General features: G+C 68.3%; 25 protein-coding genes and 1 other RNA gene. 13 read left to right on the top strand and 13 right to left on the bottom strand.

The window, feature by feature from the left end; genetic code table 11:
• Positions 1-25: 25 nt before the first annotated feature.
• From ssb to ACPVPU_RS02430, 5 genes are read right to left on the bottom strand one after another with little or no spacing between them, the layout of a single operon-like run.
• Positions 26-577 carry a single-stranded DNA-binding protein gene (gene ssb / locus ACPVPU_RS02410; protein ID WP_448659329.1) on the bottom strand — a complete coding sequence of 184 codons (552 nt, stop codon included), beginning with the start codon at positions 575-577 and terminating at the stop codon, positions 26-28.
• Positions 578-586: 9 nt separating this feature from the next.
• The gene (feoB, locus tag ACPVPU_RS02415) at positions 587-2434 is read right to left on the bottom strand and encodes a ferrous iron transporter B (RefSeq protein ID WP_448659330.1); all 1848 of its coding nucleotides are present in this window, start codon (positions 2432-2434) and stop codon (positions 587-589) included.
• Positions 2431-2679, bottom strand: a complete 249-nt coding sequence (locus ACPVPU_RS02420; RefSeq protein WP_448660587.1) for a FeoA family protein — start codon at positions 2677-2679, stop codon at positions 2431-2433. The genes feoB and ACPVPU_RS02420 overlap by 4 nt, the downstream gene beginning before the upstream one ends.
• A gap of 38 nt (positions 2680-2717) precedes the next feature.
• Positions 2718-3377: a COQ9 family protein gene (locus ACPVPU_RS02425; protein WP_448659331.1), complete on the bottom strand. Its 660-nt coding sequence runs from the start codon at positions 3375-3377 to the stop codon at positions 2718-2720.
• A gap of 36 nt (positions 3378-3413) precedes the next feature.
• The gene (locus ACPVPU_RS02430; RefSeq protein WP_448659332.1) at positions 3414-4340 is read right to left on the bottom strand and encodes a DMT family transporter; all 927 of its coding nucleotides are present in this window, start codon (positions 4338-4340) and stop codon (positions 3414-3416) included.
• A 57-nt stretch (positions 4341-4397) separates the two neighbouring features.
• Here ACPVPU_RS02430 and ACPVPU_RS02435 point away from each other — a divergent pair, with 57 nt between their 5' ends.
• On the top strand, positions 4398-5510 hold the full coding sequence (locus ACPVPU_RS02435) for an alkene reductase (protein ID WP_448659333.1): 1113 nt from the start codon (positions 4398-4400) through the stop codon (positions 5508-5510).
• A gap of 46 nt (positions 5511-5556) precedes the next feature.
• The gene (locus tag ACPVPU_RS02440) at positions 5557-6903 is read left to right on the top strand and encodes an MATE family efflux transporter (protein ID WP_448659334.1); all 1347 of its coding nucleotides are present in this window, start codon (positions 5557-5559) and stop codon (positions 6901-6903) included.
• Here ACPVPU_RS02440 and ACPVPU_RS02445 read toward each other — a convergent pair.
• Positions 6900-7586 (bottom strand): MJ0042-type zinc finger domain-containing protein, encoded by a 687-nt coding sequence (locus tag ACPVPU_RS02445; protein WP_448659335.1) that lies wholly within the window; start codon positions 7584-7586, stop codon positions 6900-6902. The two genes, ACPVPU_RS02440 and ACPVPU_RS02445, sit on opposite strands and share 4 nt — an antisense overlap.
• Positions 7587-7760: 174 nt before the next feature.
• Here ACPVPU_RS02445 and ftsE point away from each other — a divergent pair, with 174 nt between their 5' ends.
• The 4 genes from ftsE to ACPVPU_RS02465 are packed head-to-tail and all read left to right on the top strand — an operon-like array spanning position 7761 to position 10598.
• Positions 7761-8465 (top strand): cell division ATP-binding protein FtsE, encoded by a 705-nt coding sequence (gene ftsE, locus ACPVPU_RS02450; protein WP_448659336.1) that lies wholly within the window; start codon positions 7761-7763, stop codon positions 8463-8465.
• Complete coding sequence (locus ACPVPU_RS02455; protein ID WP_448659337.1) at positions 8462-9358, top strand: cell division protein FtsX; 897 nt, start codon at positions 8462-8464, stop codon at positions 9356-9358. The genes ftsE and ACPVPU_RS02455 overlap by 4 nt, the downstream gene beginning before the upstream one ends.
• A 2-nt stretch (positions 9359-9360) precedes the next feature.
• A complete protein-coding gene (locus tag ACPVPU_RS02460; RefSeq protein ID WP_448660588.1) occupies positions 9361-9915 on the top strand; it encodes a YdcF family protein in 555 nt (184 codons plus the stop codon).
• Positions 9912-10598 carry a lysophospholipid acyltransferase family protein gene (locus tag ACPVPU_RS02465; RefSeq protein ID WP_448659338.1) on the top strand — a complete coding sequence of 229 codons (687 nt, stop codon included), beginning with the start codon at positions 9912-9914 and terminating at the stop codon, positions 10596-10598. The genes ACPVPU_RS02460 and ACPVPU_RS02465 overlap by 4 nt, the downstream gene beginning before the upstream one ends.
• Here ACPVPU_RS02465 and ACPVPU_RS02470 read toward each other — a convergent pair.
• Together ACPVPU_RS02470 and hisC are read right to left on the bottom strand one after the other, a co-directional pair.
• Positions 10595-11500: a prephenate/arogenate dehydrogenase family protein gene (locus ACPVPU_RS02470; protein ID WP_448659339.1), complete on the bottom strand. Its 906-nt coding sequence runs from the start codon at positions 11498-11500 to the stop codon at positions 10595-10597. The genes ACPVPU_RS02465 and ACPVPU_RS02470 overlap by 4 nt on opposite strands.
• Positions 11497-12594 carry a histidinol-phosphate transaminase gene (gene hisC, locus ACPVPU_RS02475; protein WP_448659340.1) on the bottom strand — a complete coding sequence of 366 codons (1098 nt, stop codon included), beginning with the start codon at positions 12592-12594 and terminating at the stop codon, positions 11497-11499. The genes ACPVPU_RS02470 and hisC overlap by 4 nt, the downstream gene beginning before the upstream one ends.
• Positions 12595-12682: 88 nt before the next feature.
• Here hisC and metX point away from each other — a divergent pair, with 88 nt between their 5' ends.
• Both metX and metW read left to right on the top strand, forming a co-directional pair.
• The gene (gene metX, locus ACPVPU_RS02480) at positions 12683-13801 is read left to right on the top strand and encodes a homoserine O-acetyltransferase MetX (RefSeq protein ID WP_448659341.1); all 1119 of its coding nucleotides are present in this window, start codon (positions 12683-12685) and stop codon (positions 13799-13801) included.
• Positions 13798-14388: a methionine biosynthesis protein MetW gene (metW, locus tag ACPVPU_RS02485; RefSeq protein WP_448659342.1), complete on the top strand. Its 591-nt coding sequence runs from the start codon at positions 13798-13800 to the stop codon at positions 14386-14388. The genes metX and metW overlap by 4 nt, the downstream gene beginning before the upstream one ends.
• On the opposite strand, the gene nudC is transcribed toward metW, so the two are convergent.
• From nudC to mutY, 3 genes are read right to left on the bottom strand one after another with little or no spacing between them, the layout of a single operon-like run.
• On the bottom strand, positions 14385-15257 hold the full coding sequence (gene nudC, locus ACPVPU_RS02490; RefSeq protein ID WP_448660589.1) for an NAD(+) diphosphatase: 873 nt from the start codon (positions 15255-15257) through the stop codon (positions 14385-14387). The two genes, metW and nudC, sit on opposite strands and share 4 nt — an antisense overlap.
• Positions 15257-16570 (bottom strand): serine hydrolase domain-containing protein, encoded by a 1314-nt coding sequence (locus ACPVPU_RS02495; protein WP_448659343.1) that lies wholly within the window; start codon positions 16568-16570, stop codon positions 15257-15259. The genes nudC and ACPVPU_RS02495 overlap by 1 nt, the downstream gene beginning before the upstream one ends.
• Positions 16570-17619, bottom strand: a complete 1050-nt coding sequence (gene mutY, locus ACPVPU_RS02500) for an A/G-specific adenine glycosylase (RefSeq protein WP_448659344.1) — start codon at positions 17617-17619, stop codon at positions 16570-16572. Before mutY ends, ACPVPU_RS02495 begins: the two co-directional genes overlap by 1 nt.
• A gap of 26 nt (positions 17620-17645) precedes the next feature.
• Here mutY and ACPVPU_RS02505 point away from each other — a divergent pair, with 26 nt between their 5' ends.
• The 4 genes from ACPVPU_RS02505 (at position 17646) to ACPVPU_RS02520 (ending at position 23115) form a co-directional block, all read left to right on the top strand.
• A complete protein-coding gene (locus tag ACPVPU_RS02505; protein ID WP_448659345.1) occupies positions 17646-18179 on the top strand; it encodes a DUF721 domain-containing protein in 534 nt (177 codons plus the stop codon).
• A 66-nt stretch (positions 18180-18245) separates the two neighbouring features.
• Positions 18246-18968 (top strand): thioredoxin domain-containing protein, encoded by a 723-nt coding sequence (locus tag ACPVPU_RS02510; RefSeq protein WP_448659346.1) that lies wholly within the window; start codon positions 18246-18248, stop codon positions 18966-18968.
• Positions 18969-19015: 47 nt separating this feature from the next.
• A complete protein-coding gene (locus tag ACPVPU_RS02515; RefSeq protein ID WP_448659347.1) occupies positions 19016-22420 on the top strand; it encodes a chromosome segregation SMC family protein in 3405 nt (1134 codons plus the stop codon).
• A gap of 5 nt (positions 22421-22425) precedes the next feature.
• Entirely contained in the window at positions 22426-23115 is a 690-nt protein-coding gene (locus ACPVPU_RS02520; RefSeq protein ID WP_448659348.1) for a DJ-1/PfpI family protein, read from the top strand.
• A 31-nt stretch (positions 23116-23146) separates the two neighbouring features.
• Here the strand turns inward: ACPVPU_RS02520 and ACPVPU_RS02525 are convergent, their stop codons facing one another.
• Positions 23147-23578, bottom strand: a complete 432-nt coding sequence (locus ACPVPU_RS02525; RefSeq protein WP_448659349.1) for an RrF2 family transcriptional regulator — start codon at positions 23576-23578, stop codon at positions 23147-23149.
• A 50-nt stretch (positions 23579-23628) separates the two neighbouring features.
• Here ACPVPU_RS02525 and ssrA point away from each other — a divergent pair.
• Positions 23629-23975: a transfer-messenger RNA gene (gene ssrA, locus ACPVPU_RS02530) on the top strand.
• Positions 23976-24048: 73 nt separating this feature from the next.
• On the opposite strand, the gene ACPVPU_RS02535 is transcribed toward ssrA, so the two are convergent.
• On the bottom strand, positions 24049-24732 hold the full coding sequence (locus ACPVPU_RS02535; protein ID WP_448659350.1) for an HAD family hydrolase: 684 nt from the start codon (positions 24730-24732) through the stop codon (positions 24049-24051).
• Positions 24733-24789 lie beyond the last annotated feature (57 nt).

Here is a 24789-nt window from a genome sequence, read left to right on the forward strand (position 1 = left end):
CGGTCGCTCGGATGCCGGACCGGTTTCAGAACGGAACGTCGTCGTCCAGATCGTCGGGGAAGCCGCCACCGCCGCCCGAGCCGCCGCCATGATCGTTGAAGCCCCGGCCAGCGCCATTGCCGCCGCCACGCGAGGATTGACCGGCGAATTCGTTGCCGCCGCCCTGATCCCAGTCGCCGCCGCCGCCGCGCGAACCGCCGCCGCCCATGCCGCCACCGCCGCCGGGTGCGCCGTCAAGCATCGTCAGGTTGCCGTTCAGCCCCTGCAGCACGACTTCGGTCGAATAGCGGTCCTGGCCCTGCTGATCCTGCCATTTGCGGGTGGTCAGTGCGCCCTCGATATAGACCTTGCTGCCCTTTTTCAGAAAGCGCTCGGCAACCCCGGCCAGCCCGTCGTTGAAGATCTTGACCGTGTGCCACTCGGTCTTTTCCTTGCGCTCGCCGGTCTGGCGATCCTTCCAGCTTTCCGACGTGGCGATGCGCAGTTCCACCACCTTGCCGCCGTTGGAAAAGCTGCGCACTTCCGGGTCCCGCCCCAGATTGCCGACCAGAATGACCTTGTTGACGCTGCCTGCCATGTTCTGTCCCTAAAGCCCCAGGGCGACCGCGCCCCAATAAACGATACCGGCCGAGGCATAGGCCAGCAGGAACAGATAGCCAACCATGAACAAGGGCCATTTCCAACTGTTCGTCTCGCGCCGGGCGACAGCGATGGTCGAGATGCATTGCGGCGCGAACACGAACCAGGCGAGAAAGGCGAGCGCGGTCGGCAGGCTCCACCGGGTGCGCAGGTTTTCGCGGATCGTTGCCTGTCCGCCCGCGCTTTCCGAATCCTCGACGGCATAGACGGTGCCGATCGCCGCCACCGCCACTTCGCGCGCGGCCATGGCAGGGAGCAGTGCCAGCGCGATGTCGCGGTTGAACCCGATCGGTGCGACCACCGTTTCCACCGCCGCGCCGATCCGCCCGGCATAGCTGTATTCGACCTGCGCCTGCCCCGCCGGTGCCTGGGGAAAGGTGAGCAGCGCCCACAGGATCACCGTGGTTACCAGGATGATCGTGCCCGCACGCTTCAGGAACGCGCTCGCCCGCTGCCACAGCCCGAGGGCAAGGTCGGTGAGGTTCGGCATCTGGTATCGCGGCAGTTCCATCATGAAGCCGGACGAAGCTCCCTTCGTCACCGTCCGCCGCAACAAAAGCGACGCGACCAGCGCGCCGATGATCCCGACGATATAGAGGATGAACAGCACCAGCCCCTGAAGCCCCACGCCGGGCAGCACCGCCCGCGCCGGGATGAACGCGCCGATGATAATGGTATAGACGGGCAGCCGCGCCGAACAGGTCATCAAGGGAGCGATCAGGATGGTCGACAGCCGTTCCTTTTCATCCGCGATCGTCCGCGTGGCCATCATGCCCGGGATGGCGCAGGCAAAGGAGGAAAGAAGCGGAATGAACGCCCGGCCGGACAGCCCGACCCCGGCGAGCAGCCGGTCCATCATGAACGCCGCGCGGGTCATGTACCCCGATGCCTCCAGCACCAGGATGAAGGCGAAGAGGATCAGGATCTGCGGCAGGAACACGATCACCGCGCCGACGCCGGCAATGATGCCGTCGACGACCAGGCTGCGGACGAATCCTTCGGGCAGCACGCCGCCCACCGCCTTGCCAAGTGCCGCCATGCCGCCCTCGATCCAGCCGATCGGCGCTTCGGACCAGGCGAACACCGCCTGGAACATGACGAACAACAAACCGAGCAGAAGCGCCAGGCCGAACACGGGATGCAGCGCGACCGCATCGATGCGGTGGGTCCAGCGGCGCGTGGCCGTTTCGCTGACCGTCGCTGAACGGGCGATGGCGCGGGCGCGGCGCTGTACCTCGGCAAAGTCCGGGATCGTCGTCGGCGGCGGCGCGACGGCCCTTGTCCGAAGGGCCTCTGCCAATTGTTCGCGCAGGTCGTCGAGGCCGCGCCGCCGCACCGCCACGGTCGGCACCACGGGCACGCCCAGGTCAGCGGACAGCCGGGCAGGATCAAGGGTCAGCCCGTCGCGTTCGGCCAGATCGACCATGTTCAGCGCGACCACCACGGGCAGGCCGAGCGCGATCAGTTGCAAGGCGAAGCGAAGGTGATTGTCGAGATTGCCCGCATCGACCACGACCAGGATCGCATCCGGCCGCCGCTCCCCGGCAAAGCGGCCCATCACAACGTCCCGGGTCACCGCCTCGTCCGGGCTGGCGGGATTGAGGCTGTAGGTGCCGGGCAGGTCGACCAGCTCCGCCGGACGGCCATCGGCCAGCGCGATGCGGCCCGAATGGCGCTCCACCGTGACGCCGGGATAATTGCCCACCTTTTGCCGCGCGCCGGTGAGCGCGTTGAACAGCGCCGTCTTGCCGGCATTGGGGTTGCCGACCACCGCGATCATCGGAATGGCGCTCATGCGGCAGGCTCGACCGTCACGGCGAGCGCGACATGTCGGCGCAATGCGACCGTCATCCGCCCGATCCGGCAGGCCAGCGGCCCGCCCAGGATGCCGCCCCGGCGCACCATCTCCACCTCTACCCCCTCGTCCATGCCCAGTTCGCGCAGGCGGCGGGCTTCCGGCTCGGACAGGCGATGCCAGTCGATGGCGGACACCGTCGCACGAGCGCGCGGACCGAGTTGGGCAAGCGAATGAGATGACATCACCCGCCCGCCTTAGCGTTGCTGCGACTGATTATCAATTAGATTGCGGGATAGCGCAGACGGCCGATGAAGCGGGTCAGGCTTGGGCGTTCGCCGCCCGCCCCACGCCATTTGGCCTTCACCTTTTCGAACTGCATCACATTGTCGATCCGCCGGCCCAGAAAGGCGCGCGTGTCGGCGAAATCCTCGCTTTCGTCGTCCAAAAACACGGCGATCGTGCTGGCATAGACAATGCCCAACGTCATCCGCTTGGTATAATGGTTGAAATCGGTGGCGGTATCGCCGGCCATGCGCCACATCAGGTCGGCCGACCGCCAGCCGAGCTTCACCCCGGTGGGGGCGTTTTGCGGCATGGCCAATATGGCCAGCGCCCGGCGCAGCGCCTCGCGGTCCGGGGCGACGATTTCCAGCCGCGTCTCGATCAGGCGGGTGATCCGGTCGCGGATCTTCAGGTTGGACAGCTGTTCCGTCGGCAGCCGCGCCTCCATTTCCCGGTCCACCGATGCGAACCAGGCATCGATCATGTCGACCGCGCCGCCCGGAAACGCCAGCCTGGCCACATCGCGGTCGACGCCGAGCGCATCGGCCGCCGCATCGACCGCCGCCGGTTTCCACCCGTCGAACGCCGCCTGGGCAGGCAATTCCGCGGCCAGCGCCTCGCGCAGTTCGTCCAGGGTCGCGTCGGACAGGTCGGCCATGTTCAGTCTCCTTGGCCCTAATCTAGATGTGCGGTGCTACTTCGCAAGCGCCGGGCCGCGCCGGACGAGCACCAGCGCCGCCGCGACCAGCAGCGCACCGATCAGGTCGAGCAGCCCCAGCCGCTCGCCAAACAGCAACCATCCGGTCGCACCCGCCACCACCGGCTGAGTCAGCAGGGCGATGCCGACGACCAGCGGCGAGACATGGTGCAGCGCATAGATGATCAGACTTTGCCCCAGCACCTGGCTGCACAGCGCCAGCGCGATCAGCGGCGTCCAGTCGCCCGGCCAGATCCGCTCGCCCAGCATCAGCGCAAAGACAAGCAGCGGTGCTGCGCTCATCAGGCTGGACAGGGCAAGCGCGGGCACCGCGTCCAGCCGCTCGCGCACCCGGGCCATCAGGATGAAATAGACCGTGTAGAGCAGCCCGGCGAGCAGACAGAGCAGGTCGCCGAGGATGTTGTCCGCGCTCAGCTGCGCCGACCGGCCGAGCAACAATCCGGCCCCCACCATCGCCATGGCCAAAGCCCCGGCCTGTGCGCGGCTGGGCCAGGCGCGCATGACCAGAAATCCCCAGACGGGAAAGAACAGCGTCGTCGAATTGCCGAACAGCGTGGCGTTGGCCATGAACGTCTTCAGGATCCCCAGATGCCAGGACGCCAGATCGGCGGCGAAGGCGATCCCGGACAAGAGCAGGATCGGCCAGAGCCGGGGCAGTTCGCCCGCCCATTTCTGGCCCCGCCATGCCGCCAGCGCGAACAGGATGGGCACCGCCAGGCTGATCCGCCAGAAGGCGGAGGCGACCGGGCCGGTATCGGCCAGCCGCACGAACAAGGGGCCGAAGGCAAGAAGGATGTTCGATGCGACCAGCGCCAGCAACGGCCCCGCACCCAGCGATGCCGGCGTGCCGCCAATTTCTTCTTTCGGGCCTGAAACGCTTTCGGCAGGGGCGCGGGGGTGCATCGGCCCGCTTCACCCCTATCTTTGCCGCAACGCAATGATTTTTTCGGGAGGTTTCCAATGCCCAGCCTGTTCGACCCCATCCAGCTTGGCGCGGTGACTGCGCCCAACCGCATCCTGATGGCCCCGCTGACCCGTGGCCGCGCCACCGAGGCGCATGTGCCGACACCGATCATGGGCGAATATTATGCCCAGCGCGCAACCGCCGGCCTGTTGATCAGCGAAGCGACCGGCATCAGCCGCGAGGGGCTGGGCTGGGCCTATGCGCCGGGGCTGTGGACAGACGAACAGGTCGAAGGGTGGAAGCCCGTGATCGAACAGGTGCATCAGGCAGGCGGGCGCATCTTTGCCCAGCTGTGGCATATGGGCCGGCTGGTCCATCCCGATTTCCTGGGCGGCGTTGCACCGCTGTCGTCCTCGGCCACGACCGCGCCGGGGGCGGTGCGCACCTATGACAGCCTGAAGGAAAGCGAGACGGCCAAGCGCCCCTATGGCCAGGCGCGGGCCGCGACGCTGGACGACATCGCCCGGGTGCTCGACGATTATGAGCGTGCCGCGCGCAATGCGCGCGAAGCCGGGTTCGACGGCGTCCAGCTCCATGCCGCCAACGGCTATCTGATCGACCAGTTCATGCGCGACGGCACCAACCACCGCGACGACGATTATGGCGGCAGCGTTGAAAACCGCACCCGCCTGCTGCGCGAATCGGTCGAGCGGCTGATCGCGGCGGTCGGCGCCGACCGGGTCGCGGTGCGGTTCAGCCCCAATGGCGACACGCAAGGGGTGATCGACAGCGATCCCGAATCGGTGTTCGTGCCCGCCGCCCAGTGGCTGAACGATCAGCGGATCGCGTTCCTTGAACTGCGCGAAGTGGGACCGGAGGGGACGTTCGGCCAGACCGACCAGCCAAAGGTATCGCCTGCCATCCGCCGCGTGTTCACGCGCCCGTTGATCCTGAACCAGGATTACCGCGCCGATAATTCGGCACCCGAAGTGGAAAGCGGGCGCGCCGACGGCATCGCATTCGGCCGTCCGTTCATTTCCAATCCCGATCTGGTCGAACGGTTGCGGACCGGGGCCGAACTGGCGCCCGATAATATGGCGACATGGTATGCGCGCGGGGCCGAGGGATATACCGACTATCCGACGCTGAGCGAAGCGGTCGCCGCCTGAATTGACGCTTCTGCATGACCGGGCGGCAGCGTATGGCCGCCCGGTCATGCATCCTCCATCAACCTCGATCCGATCGGAGACGGGCCGGCTGATCGCGCTGGCCTGGCCGGTCGTGCTGACCAGCCTGAACTGGACGATCCTGCACGTCACCGATGTGGTGGTGGTGGGGATGACCGGGACGGACGAGGCCGCCGCGCTGGGGGCGAGCCGGGCGGTCACCTATGTCAGCATCGTCATGGCGGTGGGGTGGCTGTCGGGCATCCTGGTCCATGCCGCGCGGGCCGACGGCGCGGGAGACAGGGCGTCGACGGGACGAACCCTGCGCCATGGACTGATTGCCGCAACGGGCCTGGCGGCGGTCCTCACCACCATCCTCGCGCTGTTTGCCGCGCCCATCCTGTCGGCGATCGGCGTCGATCCCGGCATCTTGCCGGCCGCCGCGCGGGTGGTGCAGGTGATGGCGCTGGCGACGCCGTTTCAGCTCGTCATCCTTGCCTGCAGCTTCTTTTTCGAAGGAATCAGCCGGCCGCGCATCGCCATGATCATCAATCTGGCCATCCTGCCGCTGAACGGCGTGCTGGCCTGGGCCTTGTCCGGCGGGCATCTGGGCCTGCCCGCATGGGGCGCGGCCGGGGCGGCGGCGGCAACGGCAACCGCATCCGCAATCGGTGCCGCAGCGATGCTGATCGCGGCATGGCGGATGCACGATTCCGCCGAGCGCGGGCTGGCGGGCGGGCAATGGGCGATCCGGTGGGACGAGGTGGCGGCGCTGCTGCGGTTCGGGTCGATGCCTGCCTTGGCATCCGCGCTTGAACTGGCCGGGTTTTCCGTGCTGATCGCCCTGTCGACCCGGCTGGGCGATCAAGTGGCGCACGGGTTCCAGATCGTGTTTTCGGCGCACAACCTGACCTTTGCCTTTGCCATCGGCCTTGGGTCCGCCGCCGGTGTGCGGGCGGGCAATGCGGTCGGTGCAGGCATGGCGGCAGCAGCCATCCCCCGCACGATGATCGCCGCAGGTCTGGCGGCGGCGACTACCGGGCTGCTGGCGCTGCCGATGATCGTCGCCCCCGGCCAGGTTGCGGCGCTGTTTCCGGCGGAGGCGGCAACCGAGCGCGCCGCGGCGGCCATGCTGGCGCTGTGGGCCCCGTTCATCCTGTTCGACGGCATCCAGGTCGTCCTGGTCTATGCCCTGCGGTCGCTGGGCGATCAGGTGGTGGCGGGGATCAATTCGATCCTGGCCTATTTCGTGGTGACGGGCGGGCTGGGCTGGTCATTCTATGCCAGCGAATGGGGCGGCAACGGCCTGGCGCTGGCATCGGGCATGGGCATGCTTGCCGCCGCACTGCTGAACGGTGCCCGGCTATGGGTCGTGGCGCGGCGGCTGCGCGCCTAGATCGGGCCGGAAAAGCTGAGTTCGACCCGCTTGCCGTTGCTGGGCAGGTTCAGCTTCACCGTGTTGAACCGCACTTCCCCGTTCGGTTCGATGCTGCGCTGAGGCGGGGCGACCGTCCAGCTATAGACCAGCCGGTCCTGGGCATCGCGCAGATCGACCCGGATGTCCGGCACGCGCTGCATCGTGCCCGTCGGATTGGTGACGCGGCCGGAAACCGCGAACAATTCGCTGCCGCCGGTCAGTGCCCGGCGATCGACGGGATCGCTGACCAGCCCGAGCGGCGTTTCCGCCTGGACAAAGGTCAGCCCCATCTGGCGCGCAAGTCCCGGCGTATCGACGAAGACGATGCCGACGATCGCGGCGACCATCAGCGCGCCCGCACCGACCGCCATCGCCGTCCATCGCCGGGCCGGGTTCACCCGCGGGCGAAAGGGGGCCCGGTGGGCAAAGGCGTCGATCGGACGATCGGCCGGCCGGGCGACGGCTTCGGGCGCGGCGATGGCCGATTGGGCCGGGCTGGCCACGGCAATGGCCGGGGCCGCGGCGGACGGCGCGATCGGCATGGACAAGGCCTGGAACCAGCTATGCCGGCACTTGGCGCAGCGCACCGTGCGCCCTTCGGCACCGATGGCGGCATCGGGCACCAGATAGCGGGTATGGCATTCGGAACATTCGATAATCATGGGCAGGTCCGCAACAAGAAAGGCCCGTCGCCGTCAACGCGGCGAATGCGGGAATCTAGGCCCGCTGCCATGGTGAACGCAAGCGAAAGACGCCCGGCTTGAGCCGGAGTCGCGGACGTGCGATGGCATGTCCCGTCACGGAACGCCGAAGGAGCCGCAGGGGACCGCGCACGAATGGCCAAGATCGTCCAGTTCGAGCAGGTCGGCCTTCGATACGGCACCGGTGCGGAAACGCTGAGCGATATCAGCTTTGCGCTGTCGGACGGGGCGTTCACCTTTGTCACCGGCGCGTCGGGCGCTGGCAAGACGTCGCTGCTGCGCCTGCTCTATCTGGCCCAGCGGCCGACACGGGGCGCGATCCGGCTGTTCGGCGAGGATGTGAGCGCGCTGAAACGCGACCGGCTGCCCGGATTTCGGCGCCGCATCGGCGTGGTGTTCCAGGATTTCCGGCTGGTCGCGCACCTTTCCGCCTATGACAACATCGCCCTGCCGCTGCGGGTCGCCGGAATGCGGGAAAGCGAGATCGATGCCCCCGTGCGCGAAATGCTTGCCTGGGTCGGGCTGGGCCAGCTGGGCGACGCGACGCCGGAGACGCTGTCGGGCGGGGAACAGCAGCGCGTGGCCATTGCCCGTGCCGTCATCACCCGCCCCGAAATCCTGATCGCGGACGAACCGACCGGCAATGTCGATCCCGACATGGCCGAACGGCTGCTCTATCTGTTCGAAAGCCTGAACCAGATGGGGACGACCGTGGTGGTCGCCACGCATGATTTCCACCTGATGGCCCGCATCCCGCGCGCGGAGATGCTCCGGATCGACAAGGGGCGGCTGATCGATCCGTCGGGGCTGCTCCGTCATCCGCCGGGTTCGGCTGCATGAAGGCGCTCGACCTCTGGCTCCCCTCGCCCGCCGACCGGCGGCTGCTGGACGAACGTCACCGGACGCGGGCAATGCTGTGGACCATGGCGATCATGTTGTTCCTGACCACCCTGTCCGCCGCCGCCGGGCTGATGCTGGCCCGCGCGGGCGCATCGCTGGACCGTCAGCTGGCCGGGCGGCTGACCGTGCAGGTGATCGAGGGGGATGCCGCCGCGCGCGACCGGGCGGCCGGCATCCTTGCCGGCCGGCTGCGGGCCATGCCGCAGGTCGCCGACGTCCGCCCGATCGAGCGACAGGCGATGGCGGCGCTGCTGCAACCCTGGCTGGGCGATGCCGGGCTGGACCCGGATCTGCCGCTGCCCGCGCTGATGGACGTCGACGTCCGGGGGGGCACGGCGGGGATGGACGCGGTGGAACGCGCGGTGCGCGCCGCCGCGCCGGGGGCACGGGTGGAACGCCATGCCCGATGGCTGGCCCCGGTGCGCACGATGTTTTCGCTGCTCGGCTGGCTGGCGATCGGCATCGTCGCGCTGATGGCCACGGCGACCGCGCTGGTCGTCATCCTGGCGGTGCGATCCGGGCTGGATACCCACCGGATCACCATCGACGTGCTGCATCTGCTGGGGGCGATGGACAAACAGGTCGCCCGGCTGTTCGAAGCGCGGATCGCGCTTGATACCCTGATCGGCGGCATGATCGGAACGGGCGCGGCGGCCCTGGTGCTGATCGTGGTTCAGTGGCGGGCGGCGGCGATGGAATCGGCGCTGGTCACGGGCGGCCTGCTGGGTGCCGGCGATGCGATGGTGCTGATCGCGCTGCCGCTGGCGTTCGGTCTGGCAGCACTGGTCGCCGCGCGGATCGCGGTGCTGCGCACGCTGGAACAGGTGCTGTGACGCTGCTGCGCTGGCTGGCCCGGCTGATTGCGCTTGCGGTGATCCTGTGGGTCGGCGGCCTGGCGTGGTTCCTCGTTTCGTTCGGACAACCGGCGGACAATGCGCGAACCGACGCCATCGTCGTGCTGACGGGCGCGGCGGGCCGGATCGACCGGGGACTGGAGCTGATGCGCAGCGGCGCCGCAGACCGGATGCTGGTATCCGGCGTCGATCCCGATGTTCGCCCGGTGGAACTGGCCGCCGAATATCGCGCGCCGAACCGGTTGTTCCGATGCTGCATCGACCTGGGGCACGAAGCGGTGGACACGCGGTCGAACGCCGATGAAACGCGGGCCTGGGTCCGATCCAACGGCTATCGATCGGTGAGGCTGGTGACGTCGGACTGGCATATGGCCCGGGCCAGCCTGGAACTGCGCAACAGCCTGGGCAGCGGCATCCAGGTCATCGAGGATCCGGTGGTGACCAATGCGCCGTTCCGCGTGCTGCTGCGCGAATATCACAAATATGCGGTGCGGCGGGTCGCGCTGACGCTGGGCATCGGCGGACCCACGGGATGATCCGGTTGCGCCATGTCCTGTTCCAGTGCCTGTTCATCCTGTTGTCCGTGCCGGTGGTGCTGGTTGCGCCCATCAGCCTGATGTTCGGCCAGCGGGGGCTGATCCGTTATGCCGGCGGCTGGGCGGCGATGGCGCTGTGGACGGCGCGCGTGACTGCCGAGGTGCGGCTGCGGATCGAGGGGGAGCGCCCGGCCGGCCCGGTGCTGTATGCGGTCAAGCATGAATCGATGATGGAAACGCTGGTGATGGCGGCCTATTTCGGCGGCCCTGCAATCATCCTGAAACGCGAGCTGGCGCAGATCCCGGTCTGGGGCTGGCTGGCCCAGCGCTATGGCTGCATCGTCGCCGATCGGGAGGCGTCGGCGACGGCATTGCGCCACATCATGAAGGAAGGCCGCGCGGCAGCGGCGCAGGGGCGCTCCATCGCCATTTTCCCCGAAGGCACCCGCGTGCCCCCTGGCGAACAGCCCCCTCTGAAATCCGGCTTTGCCGGGCTTTACCGGCTGCTCGCCCTGCCCGTCGTGCCCATCGCGGTGGACAGCGGCCCCGCCTGGCCGCGCACCGGACCGTTGCGGGCGGGCATGGTGACGGTTCGGATCGGCGACCCCATTCCGCCGGGCCTGCCGCGCGAGGAAATCGAGGCGCTGGTGCACCGGGCGATCAACGGGTTGAACCCGTCCTAGTCGTGCACGCGCCCGAAATCGGGCCGCGCATCGTCCTGACCCTGTTCCACGATGCCGCGCCGGATGTCGCGGGTGCGGCTGAACAGTTCGAACAGCTCGTCCCCCTTGCCCCAGCGGATCGCGCGTTGCAGCGCCGACAGATCCTCCGAAAAACGCTGCAGCATTTCCAGCACCGCCTCGCGGTTCGCCAGAAACACGTCGCGCCACATGGTGGGGTCGCTGGCGGCGATGCGGGTGAAGTCGCGGAAACCCCCGGCGGAATATTTGATGACCTCGCTGCGCGTCACCGCCTCCATGTCGGATGCCGTGCCGACGATGGTATAGGCGATCAGGTGCGGCAGATGGCTGGTGATCGCCAGCACCCGGTCGTGATGCTCGGCGTCCATCGTCTCGACTTCCGCCCCGATGCCGCGCCAGAAGCCGGCCAGCCGTTCGACCGCCGCCGGGTCGGCATCGGCTGGCGGAGTGAGGATGCACCAGCGACCCTTGAACAGGGTGGCAAATCCAGCCTCCGGGCCGCTTTGTTCGGTGCCCGCCACCGGATGAGCGGGAATGACGATGGCACCAGGCAATGCTTCGGACAGCGCGGCGGCGACGCTTGCCTTGCACGAACCCACATCACTGACGATCGCGCCGGGCGACAGGCCGGGGGCCAGTGCGCGGGCGGCATCGCCCATCGCGCCGACGGGCACGCACAGCACGACCAGGTCGGCGCCGTCGACCGCCTGCGCCGGATGGTCGAACACCTCGCACAGGCCGATCGCGCTTGCCCGCGCCCGCACGTCCGCATCCCGGTCATGCCCGGTCACCCGCATATCGGGCAGCATCGCGGCGGTCGCCCGTGCGATGGATGCACCGATCAGGCCCAGCCCGATGATGGCGACCGAACGGACCGCGCTCATCCCGCCGTCACGATCTCGCGAAGCGCAGTGGCCACGCCGCGCGTCTCTGCCTGGGTCCCGATGGAGATGCGCAAGCCATGCGGCAGGCCCTGCCCGGGCAGCCAGCGGACGATATAGCCGCGCGCCATCAGCGCGTGATAGGCCGCCTCGGCCGTCACCGCGCCTTGGAACAGCACCAGGATGAAATTGCACCAGCTGGGCACCAGCTTGAGGCCGTGATTGCCCATCGCGGCGATCTCGCCCTCCAGCCAGGCGCGCCACTGCGCATTATGTTCGCGGCTGTGCGCGACGAAATCCTGATCCTTCAGTGCGGCGATGGCGGCCATCTGGCCCGCCGTGGTGACGTTGAACGGCGCACGGATGCGGTGCATCGCATCCACTGCCTCGGCCGAGCCATAGCCCCAGCCGATCCGTTCGGCGGCCAGGCCGTAAATCTTGGAAAAGGTCCGCGTGACGATGACGTTGGGCAGGGTGCGGGCCATTTCCAGGCCCAGATCGTCCTCGTCCGCCGACAGATATTCGGCATAGGCCTGATCGATCACCAGCATGACGTCGGCGGGCAATGCGGCGTGCAGCCGCGCGATCTCCTCGCGCGGGGCAAAGGTGCCCGTCGGGTTGTTGGGATTGGCGATATAGACGATGCGGGTGCGCGGGGTGACACAGGCCAGGATCGCGTCCACATCGGTCGCATAATCCTTGTCCGGCGCGATGACGGGCGTCGCACCCACCCGCCGCGCGGCGATCTCATAGACCGAAAAGCCGTAGCGGACGAAGATCACTTCATCCCCCGCCCCGGCATAGGCCCCGGCGACCAGGTGCAGCACCTCGTCCGACCCGGTACCATAGATGACGCGCGCGGGATCGAGGCCATGCGCCTCCGCAATCGCCTCGCGCAGGGCAGCGGCGCTGGCATCGGGATAACGGGCCAGGCTTTGCCGCCCGGTGCCGAAAGCCGCCTGGGCATGGGGCGAACAGCCAAGCGGGTTTTCGTTGGACGAAAGCTTGGCGGCAACGGTGCCGCTGTCGGTCTTGGACTTGCCCGGCACATAGGGGGCGATGTCCATGATCCACGGCTTTGGCATGGGAGCGTTCATGGCCGCGGGCCATGGCCCAGCTTGGCCGGGATGGCAAGGCGGGCAGGATGCTTGCGCCCGGCCGCGCCCGGCCCTAATTCCGCCGCCAATGTCAGACGATGCTCGGCCCGGCTCCAGCCCCAAGGCGATCCTGCCCGGACCGCTCATGCTCGATTCGGGCGCGAAGCTGTCTCCGGTCGAAATCGCCTATCAGACTTATGGCACGCTGAATGCCGACCGGTCGAACGCCATCCTGATCTGCCATGCGCTGACCGGCGACCATCATGTCGCCTCCACCCATCCCGTCACCGGCAAGCCGGGCTGGTGGACGCGGATGGTTGGGCCGGGCAAGCCGATCGACCCCGATCACCACTTCGTCCTGTGCGCCAATGTGCTGGGCAGCTGCATGGGATCGTCCGGCCCCGCCACGATCAATCCCGCGACCGGCACCCCGTGGGGCATGGCATTCCCGGTTATCACGATCCGCGACATGGTGCGCGCCCAGGCGATGCTGCTGGACCATCTGGGCATCGCCGTGCTGAAGGCGGTGGTCGGCGGATCGATGGGGGGCATGCAGGCGCTCAGCTGGGCCGCGACCTATCCCGACCGGGTGCGATCCGCCGTCATCATCGCATCGACCGCGCGCCATTCGGCCCAGAACATCGCGTTTCACGAGGTCGGGCGCCAGGCGATCATGGCCGATCCCAACTGGCGAGGCGGCGATTATTATGCCGATGGACAGCCACCCGCCGCCGGCCTGGCGGTCGCGCGGATGGCGGCGCACATCACCTATCTGTCGGAGGCGGGGCTGACCGCCAAGTTCGGCCGCAAGCTTCAGGCGCGGGAGAGCAAGACCTTCGGTTTCGACGCCGATTTCCAGGTGGAAAGCTATCTGCGGCATCAAGGCCTCAGCTTTACCGACCGCTTCGATGCGAACAGCTATCTCTACATCACCCGCGCGCTCGACTATTTCGACCTGGCGGAGGAGCATGGCGGGCTGCTCGCCAATGCCTTTGCGGGCACGCGGACCCGCTTCTGCGTCGTCAGTTTCGATACCGACTGGCTGTATCCGACGGCCGAATCGCGCAGCATCGTCCATGCGCTGCATGCAGCGGGCGCGGAGGCGAGCTTTGTCGAGCTGTCCAGCCCGTTCGGCCATGACGCCTTCCTGCTCGATGCGCCGGAGCTGAACCGCGTGGTCGGCGGTTTCCTGGGGAATGGCGCATGACGGCCCTTCGTCCCGATCTGGCCGTGATCGCCGACAATGTCGCGCCGGGCGCCCGTGTGCTGGATGTCGGGTGCGGCGACGGCCAGCTGATGGCGGCGATGCGCGATGAGCGATCCGTCGATGCGCGCGGGCTGGAACTGGACGCCGCCAATGTCGCCGCCGCGATCGGGCGCGGACTGTCGGTGGTGCAGGGCGATGCCGATACCGACCTGGCCGGTTATCCCGACCAGAGTTTCGATTACGCGATCCTGAGCCAGACGCTGCAGACGACCCGGCGGCCGGACCATGTGCTGGACGAATTGCTCCGCATCGGGCGGCGGGCATTCGTCAGCTTTCCCAACTTCGCGCATTGGCGGATGCGGCTGTTCCTGCTCCGCCATGGCCGGATGCCGGTCAACCGGCTGTTGCCAGCGCAATGGTACGACACGCCCAATATCCACCATCTGTCGGTCGATGATTTCCGAACCTTCCTGGCCGAGCGCCGGATCGCGGTGGAGGGGGCCTGGTATCTGACCGACGGGCGGCTGCGCTCGCCCTGGGCGGCGAACTGGACGGCGCAGCACGCGGTGTTCCTGCTGCGGCGCTAGGCCCCGGCCAGCCAGGCGGTCATCAGCGTGTGGGCGATGGCATAGGGGGGCGCGGGAATGAACGGGGCATCCGGATCGCCCGCCAGCGCCGCGCGCACGTCGTCGCGGGTGAACCACTGCGCCTGTTCCAGTTCGTTGGTATCGACGGTAATCGCCCCGTCCAGCGCCTTGCCGATGCACGCGATCATCAGGGACGAGGGGAAAGGCCAGGGCTGGCTGGCGATGTAGCGTACCGCGCCGACGCTGACCCCCGCCTCTTCCAGCGTCTCGCGCCGCACCGCTTCCTCGATCGTCTCGCCCACCTCGACAAAGCCCGCCAGCGCCGACCAGCGACCGGGCGGCCAGCTCGGCTGGCGACCCAGCAGCACCCGGTCGCCCAGTTCCGGCAGCATGATGACGACGGGATCGGTGCGCGGATAATGTTCGGCACCGCAATTGGGGCAGGCGCGCATCCATCCCGCCCGCGCTATCTGGGTCGCATGGCCGCAATTGGCGCAGAAGCCATGCCGCCGGTGCCAGTCGATCAGGCTGCGCGCCATGGCATAGACGGCGGCCTCTTCATGCGGCATTTCGCCCAGCAGTGCGGTCAGCGACGGCGATCGGCCGAACGCCGCCGGATCATCCGGGCGCGCTGCGGCAAAATGGGCTACCCCGTCGCGGATCCCCAGCAGCACCGGCTGCGCATCGGCCCCGATCGACGCGATCGCATCCCACACCAGCCGTCCGTCCCCGTCCAGTTCCGGCTCCAGCGCGGTCAGGCGCAACAGGCGGGACGCCGGATCGGCCAGCATCGCCGCCACCCGCTCCGGCTGCTGGCGCAGCGCATCCGCGCGGTCCAGCCAGCCGCCGCTAAACCCGGGCTGCGGAATCACTTGGCCGCAATGTCGGCATAGATCGCGCGGGTCGCCTCGTCGCGCAGCGGCCATTTCTCGCTGGGGAAATAATTGACCATGATCGTGCCGCGCACGCCATTCTTGGGATCGACCCAGGCGATGGTTCCGGCCGCACCTCCCCAGCCATAGGTGCCGGCACCCGCCCCGCCCGCCTTGTCGGCCAGATAGACGCTGCCGCCAGCGCCGTAACCCATCGTCGCCGCCGCTCGGTCGCCGCCGCTGTTCGCCGCAGCACGCTCGTAATCGACGCCGGGGGGCAACAGGTTCGACATGGCCAGCGCCGCCGTCTCGCGCTTCATGACGCGCACGCCGTCAAGCTCGCCCATATTCTGCAGCATGTGCAGGAACCGGTCGTAATCCCGCGCCGACATCACCAGACCCGCGCCGCCATAGGGAAATTCCGGCGCCTTCGTCCAAAGCGAGCCGATACCGGGATCGACCGGAATGCGGTTGTCGCCGACAAAGGTATAGTTGGTGGCCAGGCGGTTCGCCGCGCCATCCGGCACTGTCCAGAAACTCGACTTCATCTTCAACGGATCGAACAGCCGCGTCTGGACGAACCGGTCGAACGGCATGCCGCTCGCCTTTTCGACGACCGCGCCCAGCACGTCCAGGCTGATCGAATAGCTCCATACCGTGCCCGGTTCGGCGATCAGCGGGACGCTGGCCACGCGGCGCGCGAATTCCTGAAGGCTGTCCGGCCGCGCCTGTGCCATCTGCGCTTCCATCTGCACGTTCACCGCCGCAGGATTGAGGCCCAGCCGGTTATACTCCTCCAGCAACGGCCCCTTGGTGACGATGGTATAGCCAAGCCCGGCCGTATGGGTCAGCAGATGGCGTACGGTGATCGGTGTCTTGGCCGGGCGGCTGGCCAGGCTGTTCGCCGGATCGGTCAGCACCTTCATCTGCGCGAATTCGGGGATGATTTCTGCAATCGGCTGATCCAGCCGCAGCTTGCCTTCCTCGATCAGGATCATCGCTGCCATCGCCGTGACCGGCTTGGTCATCGAATAGATGCGCCACAGGCTGTCCGGGGTCACCGCCGGCGCATTGGCGTCATCGGCCAGCTTGCCCGCGCTGATATAGGTAGTGGGCGCATCGCCGACGCCGACCGCAATGGCGATGCCCGGCATCCTGTTTTCGGCGACATAGCGCCTGGCCAGCGCATCCAGGGCCGGCAGCGCGGCGGGCGCTGCCGACTGGACCGTGGACGGAGCGGCAGCGGGTTCGGACAGCGCCGGTGCACAAGCGGCACCCGCCAGCGCCAGCATCAGGATCAACCGCTTCATCACCCGCTCCTTTTCAACCCGGCGACCTTGGCGAACAGGGTCGGCAATCCCGCCTCGTCCAGCCGGTCGATCGGCCACCACTGGTCATTGGTTTCGATGTGCACCGGCATTGTGACGCTCGCAAGGCGGCAATGCAGTTCGAAATGGGTGAACACATGCCGGATGCTGCCGTCCGCCCAGCGCCAGTCCGCCGGGAAAGGCGCGTCGGCCAGACCGGGGGGCGAATCGGCCCATGGTCCGGTCGGCAGCGCCAGCATCCCGCCCAGCAAACCGCGATCCGGCCGCCGTTTCAAGAGCAGCCGGCCGTCCCGTTCGATCCAGAACATGGTGGCATGGCGCACCGGCTTTGCCTTGCGCGGTGCCTTGACCGGATAGTCCTGCGGATTGCCCTGCACGGCGGCCCGGCAACCGGCGCGAAGCGGACAGATCAGGCATTGCGGACCCCGCGGGGTGCACAGGGTCGCGCCCAGATCCATCATCGCCTGGGCGAAATCGCCCGTCCGGGCATCGGGCGTGATCGCATCCGTCGCCGCGCGGATCAGGGGCTTTGCCGCCGGCATGGGGGTGTCGATGGCGAACAGCCGGGCGACGACCCGCTCGACATTGCCGTCGACCACCACGGCCCGCCGTCCGAAGGCGATGGCGGCGATGGCGGCAGCCGTATAGGCCCCGATCCCCGGCAGGGCGAGCAGCGCCGCCTCGGTCTCCGGTAATCGCTCGCCATGATCGCGCGCCACGACGCGGGCACAGGCGATCAGGTTCCGGGCGCGCGAATAATAGCCAAGGCCAGCCCAGGCGGCCATGACGTCGGCTTCGTCGGCAGCCGCCAGCGCGCCGAAATCCGGCCAGCGCGACGTGAACGCCTCGAAATAGGGGATGACCGTGGCGACCTGGGTCTGTTGCAGCATCACTTCGGAAAGCCACACCCGGTACGGGTCCATCGGCGGCGTGCCCGGCGGTGCGCGCCACGGCAGGGTGCGCGCACTGCGATCATACCAGTCGAGCAGCGCGGGGGCGACGGATAAGGGATCAGGCGGACTGGCGGGCACCGGCGCGCTATGGCATGAAAGCGGCCATGGCCAAATCCCCGCGTCCTCGCCCCGCACCGGAAGCGCCGCGTCCGCGCGGCGGCAGTGCGCGCAGCGTCGCTGACCTGTTGCCCGATGTCGGCCGAGCGGCATTCCGACGATTCGGGTTCGTGCAAAGCGCGATCGTCACCCGCTGGCCGGAAATCGTCGGCGAACGCTATGGCCGGGTGTCGCAGCCCGAATCGCTGCGCTTTCCCCATGGCGAACGGGCCAATGGTGTCCTGACGCTGCAGGTGTCGCCCGCCTATGGCACGATGATGCAGCATATCGCGCCGGAGATCATGGACCGGGTGAACCGGTTCTTCGGTTATGCCGCGGTCGCGCGCATCGTGTTTCGCCAGGCAGCGCCGCCGCGCCGCGCACCCGCCCCGCCCCGCCCCGCCCTGCCGCACAACCCGGTCCAGCTGGGCGAGAATGTCCGCGCCGTGGCCGACCCCGAATTGCTGAAGGTGCTGGAGGCGCTGGCCGCCGGGATCGAGGATGCACAGCCCCTACCGCTGCCCGTTGCCAAGATCAGTTGATCCGCCGCACCGAACCCGCCACAAGGCGGCAAGAACCCATTGCTGCTGTGGAGACTGTCGTTGACGATGCGTAAGCTGATCCTTGCCGTGCCCCTGATCCTTGCGGCCTGTGGCGGCGCTGCCGAGGGCAATGTCGTGGCCGACGGCCCGGTCGAGGCGGCAACCCCGCCCGCCGGTCAGAATTGGACGACCACCATCGCCCGCACGCCCGAAGGCGGCGTTCGCATGGGCAATCCCGATGCGCCGCTGAAGCTGGTGGAATATGGTTCGCGCACCTGCCCCACCTGTGCCCGCTTTGCGATGGAGGGCATGGAGCCGCTGAAGGCCAACTATATTTCCAGCGGCAAGGTGAGCTTTGAATTCCGCGAGTTCCCGGTGCACGGCGTGGTCGATCTGGCCCCCATCCTGCTGGGCAATTGCGTGCCCGACACCGCGTTCTTCCCGGTCCTGGATCAGATGATGGCCAACCAGTCCGGCTTCATCGCCAACCAGTCGCAGATTTCCGAACAGCGGGCACAGGCGCTGCAGAACGATCCCAATGCCCTGGCCGCCTATATCGGCGAGACCATGGGCTATGTCGATTTCATCAAGCAGCGCGGCGTGCCCGAGGCGCGGGCGCGCGAATGCCTGGCCGACAAGGCGGCGATCGACCGGCTGACCAAGCAGACGCAGCAGGCGACCAGCGAGTTCAAGGTGAACGGCACGCCTGCCTTCCTGATCAACGGCACGTCGATCCAGGCATCGGTGTGGAGCCAGGTCGAAGCCGCACTGAAGGATGCGGGCGCCTGATCCCGGTCCGGGCCGCTTGATGCGCGTGGCGGGGGATTAGGGCCGCCATGCAGATCAAGCGGCTGCGCCTGACCGGCTTCAAGAGCTTTGTCGATCCCGCCGACCTCAGGATCGAGCCGGGGCTGACCGGGATCGTCGGCCCCAATGGCTGCGGCAAATCCAACCTGCTCGAAGCGCTGCGCTGGACCATGGGCGAAAACAGCGCCCGGTCGATGCGCGGTGCCGGCATGGAGGATGTGATCTTTGCCGGCACCGCCACGCGACCTGCACGCGAATTTGCCGAGGTTTCGCTGATCGCCGACAGCGGTTCCGGTGACGAGATCGAAGTGGTGCGCCGCATCGAACGCGGCGCGGGATCGGCCTATCGCATCAATGGCCGCGACGTCCGGGCCAAGGATGTGTCGCTTTTGTTCGCCGATGCGGCCACCGGCGCGCATTCGCCCGCCCTGGTCAGCCAGAACCGCATCGGTGCGATCATCGCCGCCAAGCCGGCCGAACGCCGCCAGATGCTGGAGGAAGCCGCCGGCATCGCCGGGTTGCATGTCCGGCGCAAGGATGCCGAACAGAAACTGCGCGCGACCGAGGCCAATCTGGCCCGGCTGAACGAATTGATCGCGGATCAGGACAGCCGCATCGGCCAGTTGCGGCGGCAGGCGCGCCAGGCGGAAAAATACCGCGCCCTGTCCGACCAGATCCGGGTCGCCGAGGCGCGGATGATCCATTCCCGCTGGCGCGAGGCCGCGCGCGCCGCCGATGCCGCCAAGGCCGAGGAAAAGGCCGCCGATGCGCTGGTTGCCGACCGCATGGCGGCACAGGAGGCCAGTGCCGCCCATGCCCGTGCCGCGACCGACCGGCTGGCCGATGCGCGGGCGGCCGCGCTGGCGGCGCATGACCGGGCGGGGGAGACCCGCCACCGGCTGGATGCGATGCGCACCGAACAGGTGGGCCTCGTCCGGCGGGTGGCAGAGATTGCCACGGCCCTGGACCGGCTGGCCGAGGATCGCGCGCGCGAAGGGGCGCTGGCCAGCGATGCGGCGGACGCCATTGCCGCGTTGGCCGAGGAGGCGAAGCGGCTGGACCGTTCGGTCCGCGATGCAACGGGTCGAATCCCTGCGCTGGATGCGGCGCTGGCCGCCGCCGAACGTGCCGCACGCGATGCCGAAGTGGCGCTTGCCCAGGCTCTGGCCGCACAGGCGAGCGAAGCCGCCGATGTCCGGGTGGCGCGCGCTACCCTGGCCGCTGCAGGGCAAAGGCTGGAACGCGCCGAACGCGATGCCGCCCGTAGCGCCGCCGAACTGGCCGCCCTGGCCGATCCGGCCCCGATCGAGGCCGAACGGACGGCGGCCGCCCGGCGGCGCGAACAGGCACTGGCGCGGATCGAGGCTGCGCGCATCGCCCTGGCCCGGGCCGAGGCGGACGAGCGTTCCGCCCATGACGCCCGCGAGCGGGCCCAGGCCGCGCGCGCCCATGCCTTTGCCGAACTGTCCAGCCTGGACGGCGAAGCGGCCGCGCTGTCCCGCGCGGTCCGCCCCGGCCCGCGCGAACGGATGCTTGACAGGGTGAGCGTCGCCGAAGGATTCGAGCGGGCGCTGGCAGCGGCGCTGGGCGACGATCTGGAGGCGGGGCTGGATCCGGCGACCGACCGGCACTGGGCGGGGGCCGATGCCCGGCCGGACGATCCCGTTCCGGCCCCGGGCACCACGGCACTCACCGCCCATGTCGATGCGCCGCCCGTCCTTGCCCGGCGGCTGGCCCAGGTGCTGGTGGTCCAGCAGGACGAGGGACAGACGTTGGCCGTCGGCCAGCGGCTGGTGACGCTCGACGGTGCGCTGCGTCGGTGGGACGGATACCGCGCGCGCGGCGGCAGTGCGGCGGCGGCAGAACGGCTTGAGCGGATCAACCGGCTGCGCGCGATCGAACGGTTGCGCCCTGCGGCTGTGGCGACCCTGGATGCCGCCGATGCCGAACTGGCGCGCATCGATGCGTTGCTGGCCGAATGTCGTCGCGCCATCGCCGATGCCCGCCGCGTCATCGAATCGGGCGAAGCGGATGCGCGTGAGGCGGCCCGGGCGGAGGACCGCGCCGGCGCGCAGCTCGAACGACTGGCGGCACAGCGCGACGATCTGGCCGCCCGGCAGCAGCGCGTGGCGAGCGAAGTGGCCGAGGCGGCCAGCGACCGCGACCGGGCGGCAGCGACGCTGACCGCACTGCCCGACGGATCGGCGACGGCAGCCCAGGTGACGGCGCTGTCGGGCCAGGCAGAGGAACGACGGCTGGCGGTGGCGCAGTGTCGTTCCGACCGTGCGGCGCTGGACCGGCAACTGGCCGCGGATCGCCAGCGCGCCGCCGCTGCCAGCGCGGAGCGGCAGGGCTGGACCGCGCGGGCAGGCGAGGCCGCACGTCGGATCACCGATATGGATGCGCGCGCCGCTGCCCTTCGCCGCGAACAGGACGAACTGGCCGACCGACCGGACGCCTTGGCCGACGAAATTGCCAGGCTGGCGGATGCCGCCGTGGAGATCGAGGATGCCGCCCGCGCGGCCCGCGAGGCCGAGCGCACGGCGGAACAGGCGCTGGCCCAGTGCGAATCGGTGCTGCGCGCAGCGGCGGAGGCGCTGGCCGAAGCGCGCGAATCGCGTGCCGGCGCCACTGCTCGCGCGGAAAACCAGGATTTGCGCCGGATCGAGATGGGCCGGCTGTCGGGCGAGCGATTCCAGTGTCCGCCGCCGCTGCTCCCTGAACGGGTCGGCTTTTCATCCGGCGATGTGAGCGATCCGGCAGCGGAATCGGCTGCCCATGAACGGCTGATGCTGGAGCGGGAGCGGATCGGGCCGGTCAATCTGGTGGCGCAGAGCGAACTGGCGGACCTGGAGGCGGTGCAGGCCACGAGCATGGCCGAATCCGGCGAACTGGCGGAAGCGGTGGGGCGACTGCGTGGCAGCATCGGGCTGCTCAACCGCGAGGGCCGCCAGCGGCTGAGCGCTGCGTTCGAGGCGGTGGACCGGCATTTCCGGCGGCTGTTCACGACCCTGTTCGAAGGGGGTCAGGCGCATCTGGAACTGATCGATTCGGATGATCCGCTGGAGGCGGGTCTGGAGATCATGGCCCAGCCGCCGGGCAAGAAACTGCAGTCGCTGACCCTGTTGTCGGGCGGCGAACAGGCGTTGACGGCGGTGGCGCTGATCTTTGCGCTGTTCCTGACCAATCCTGCCCCCATTTGCGTGCTGGACGAGGTGGATGCGCCGCTGGACGATGCCAATATCGACCGCTTCTGCGACCTGCTCGACCGGATGACGCAGGAAACGCGCACCCGCTACCTGATCGTTACCCACAATGCCGCGACGATGAGCCGGATGCATAGGCTGTTCGGCGTGACGATGGTGGAACGCGGCGTCAGCCGCCTGGTCAGCGTCGACCTGGGCGGTGCCACCGACCTGTTGGCGGCGGAGTGACGCGAATGACAACGGGGCCGAGCATTGCCTTCCTCCTGTTTCCCGGCATGACGCAGCTCGACCTGACCGGCCCGGCGCAGATCCTGTCCCGCTTGGGCGACGGGCCGCTGCACTATGTCGCGCGGACGCTGGATCCGGTGCCGACGGACAGCGGCTTTGCGATCCTGCCGACCGCGCGGCTGGACGCGGTAACGCGGGCCGATATCCTGGTGGTCCCGGGCGGTCTGGCCGTCCATGACGTCATCGACGATCCGGAAAGCCTGGACTGGGTCCGGACGGTGGGCGGACAGGCCGATTGGGTGACCAGCGTCTGCACCGGCGCCCTGATCCTGGGGGCCGCCAGACTGCTGAAGGGATACCGCGCCACCACCCATTGGGCCTGGCATCATCACCTGGCGCGATTCGGGGCGGAGCCGGTACGGGCGCGCACGGTGATCGATCGCAACCGGGCGACGGGCGGCGGCGTCACGGCGGGGATCGACTTTGCCCTGACCCTGACCGCCGCCATTCGCGGCGAAGACCATGCGCGCCTCGTCCAGCTGGCGCTTGAATATGATCCTGCGCCCCCGTTCGATGGCGGGTCGCCGGACCGGGCGGCGTCAGAGGTTGTCGCGGGGTATCGGGCGCGGGCAGACCGGCTGGCCCCCGACCGCGAAGCGCGGCTGATCGCGGCGGCGGATCGGCTGGGTTTCTGAAGCGGTTTCGGGGCAACCGCCCCGGCGCGGCTCAGGCGGCGGCCAGTTCCTTGGCCGTCGCATCCGCCAGACTTGTGCCATCGAGGATGCGGGCGGTTTCGTCGCGGACGCGGGCCATCGCCAGCCGGATCGCGCAGGTCGCCTCATCCGCGCAATCCTTGCACGGGCGATATGCGGTACGGCTGACGCAGGGAACCAGGGCCAGCGGCCCTTCGATCACGCGGATGATCTCGCCCAGCGAAATCAGGTGCGCCGGCCGCGACAGGTGATAGCCGCCTGCCTTGCCCCGCATCGAATGGATGAACCCCGCCTCGCGCAGATCCGCCAGGATAAGCTCCAGGAACTTGCGCGGCACATTGGCATTGGCCGCGATCCGGTTCATCGGCGTGGGTGCCCCATCGACGGGCTGCGTGGCAAGGAACAGCATCGCGCGCAGGGCATAGCGGGAACGCTGGGTCAACATAGGCGCTCTATAGCGCCGCCATTGTGGCATCGAAAAGGCCAATTCCGATCGGACTTGGCAATATTGGGGGTGTCACCTATATCGCAGGGGTCGGGTTCGCCCGGCTATGGCGATAAACTGCGGCGTGAACTAGGCGCAGCGGACCCGGGGGCAGTACCCGGCGGCTCCACCATGAACGGTGGTGTATCTGGACACCGTTTCTGACGGGGCCGAACCAGGATCGACGTGTGTTGAAAGGCGCTGTTTTCGCTCGGAATGGGACCACCGCGACGGCCCATAACACAAGTGCCAACGATAACGAGGCGCTCGCGATTGCGGCCTAACCCAAGTCCTCACGGACTAGGTTAGTCAGACAAAAGCGCGGTTCGGGCCACACCGGGCAACAGAAGTGGATACCAGCGGCCGCCAGGGGGCCGGGCAACAGAACCCCTGGCACTTTTCGCACCTTCACCGCATGCGCATCGGTGCCGTCAGGCCGGGGCCAGGCCCATCAGCGCCCGAACGGCATCATAATCCTCTGCGATATGCTCGACGCCGAGCGCGCGCAGGCGGTCGGCATGGCCGTCGATGCAGTGATCTGCTGCGGTCACCCCGATGATCACCGCACCGGTCTTGAGCGCGCCGGTAACGCCCACCGGCGAATCCTCCAGGATCACCGCGCGGGTGATGTCGACGCCGATTGCGTTGGCGGCGTGCAGATACAGGTCCGGCTCCGGCTTGCCCCGTCCGGGCGGCACATCCTCCTTGCCGCTGAAGATCCGCCCATCGAAGCGGTCGAGCAGCCCGTTATGGTCCAGATGGCGGCGAATCCACTTATGGGTGGAGGATGAGGCGATGGCGACGGGCAGATCGCGGGGCAGCGAACGGATGAATTCGATCGCCCCCTTTACCGGCCCGATCCCCTCGCGCATCGCCCGGGCGTCCTCTGCCGCGCGCTCGGCATGGAAATCGTCCGGCAGCGGCCGGCCGATCCATTGTTCCAGCGCATCGGTGAATTGCCGTCCGGACAGGCCCATGAAATGGGTCATGGCATGTTCGGCGCTGGTCGCATGGCCGATCCGCGACAGATAGTCGGCGATATGGGCGTTGCCCTCATATTCGCTTTCGATGACCACGCCGTCGAAATCGAACAGGATACCGTCAAAGCGCATCATCTACCTCGCGTCGCAATTGTCCCAGTCTGCCGCCGCACTGACGGCAGCGAATCCGCA

This window comes from Sphingomonas paludis (assembly GCF_053502515.1).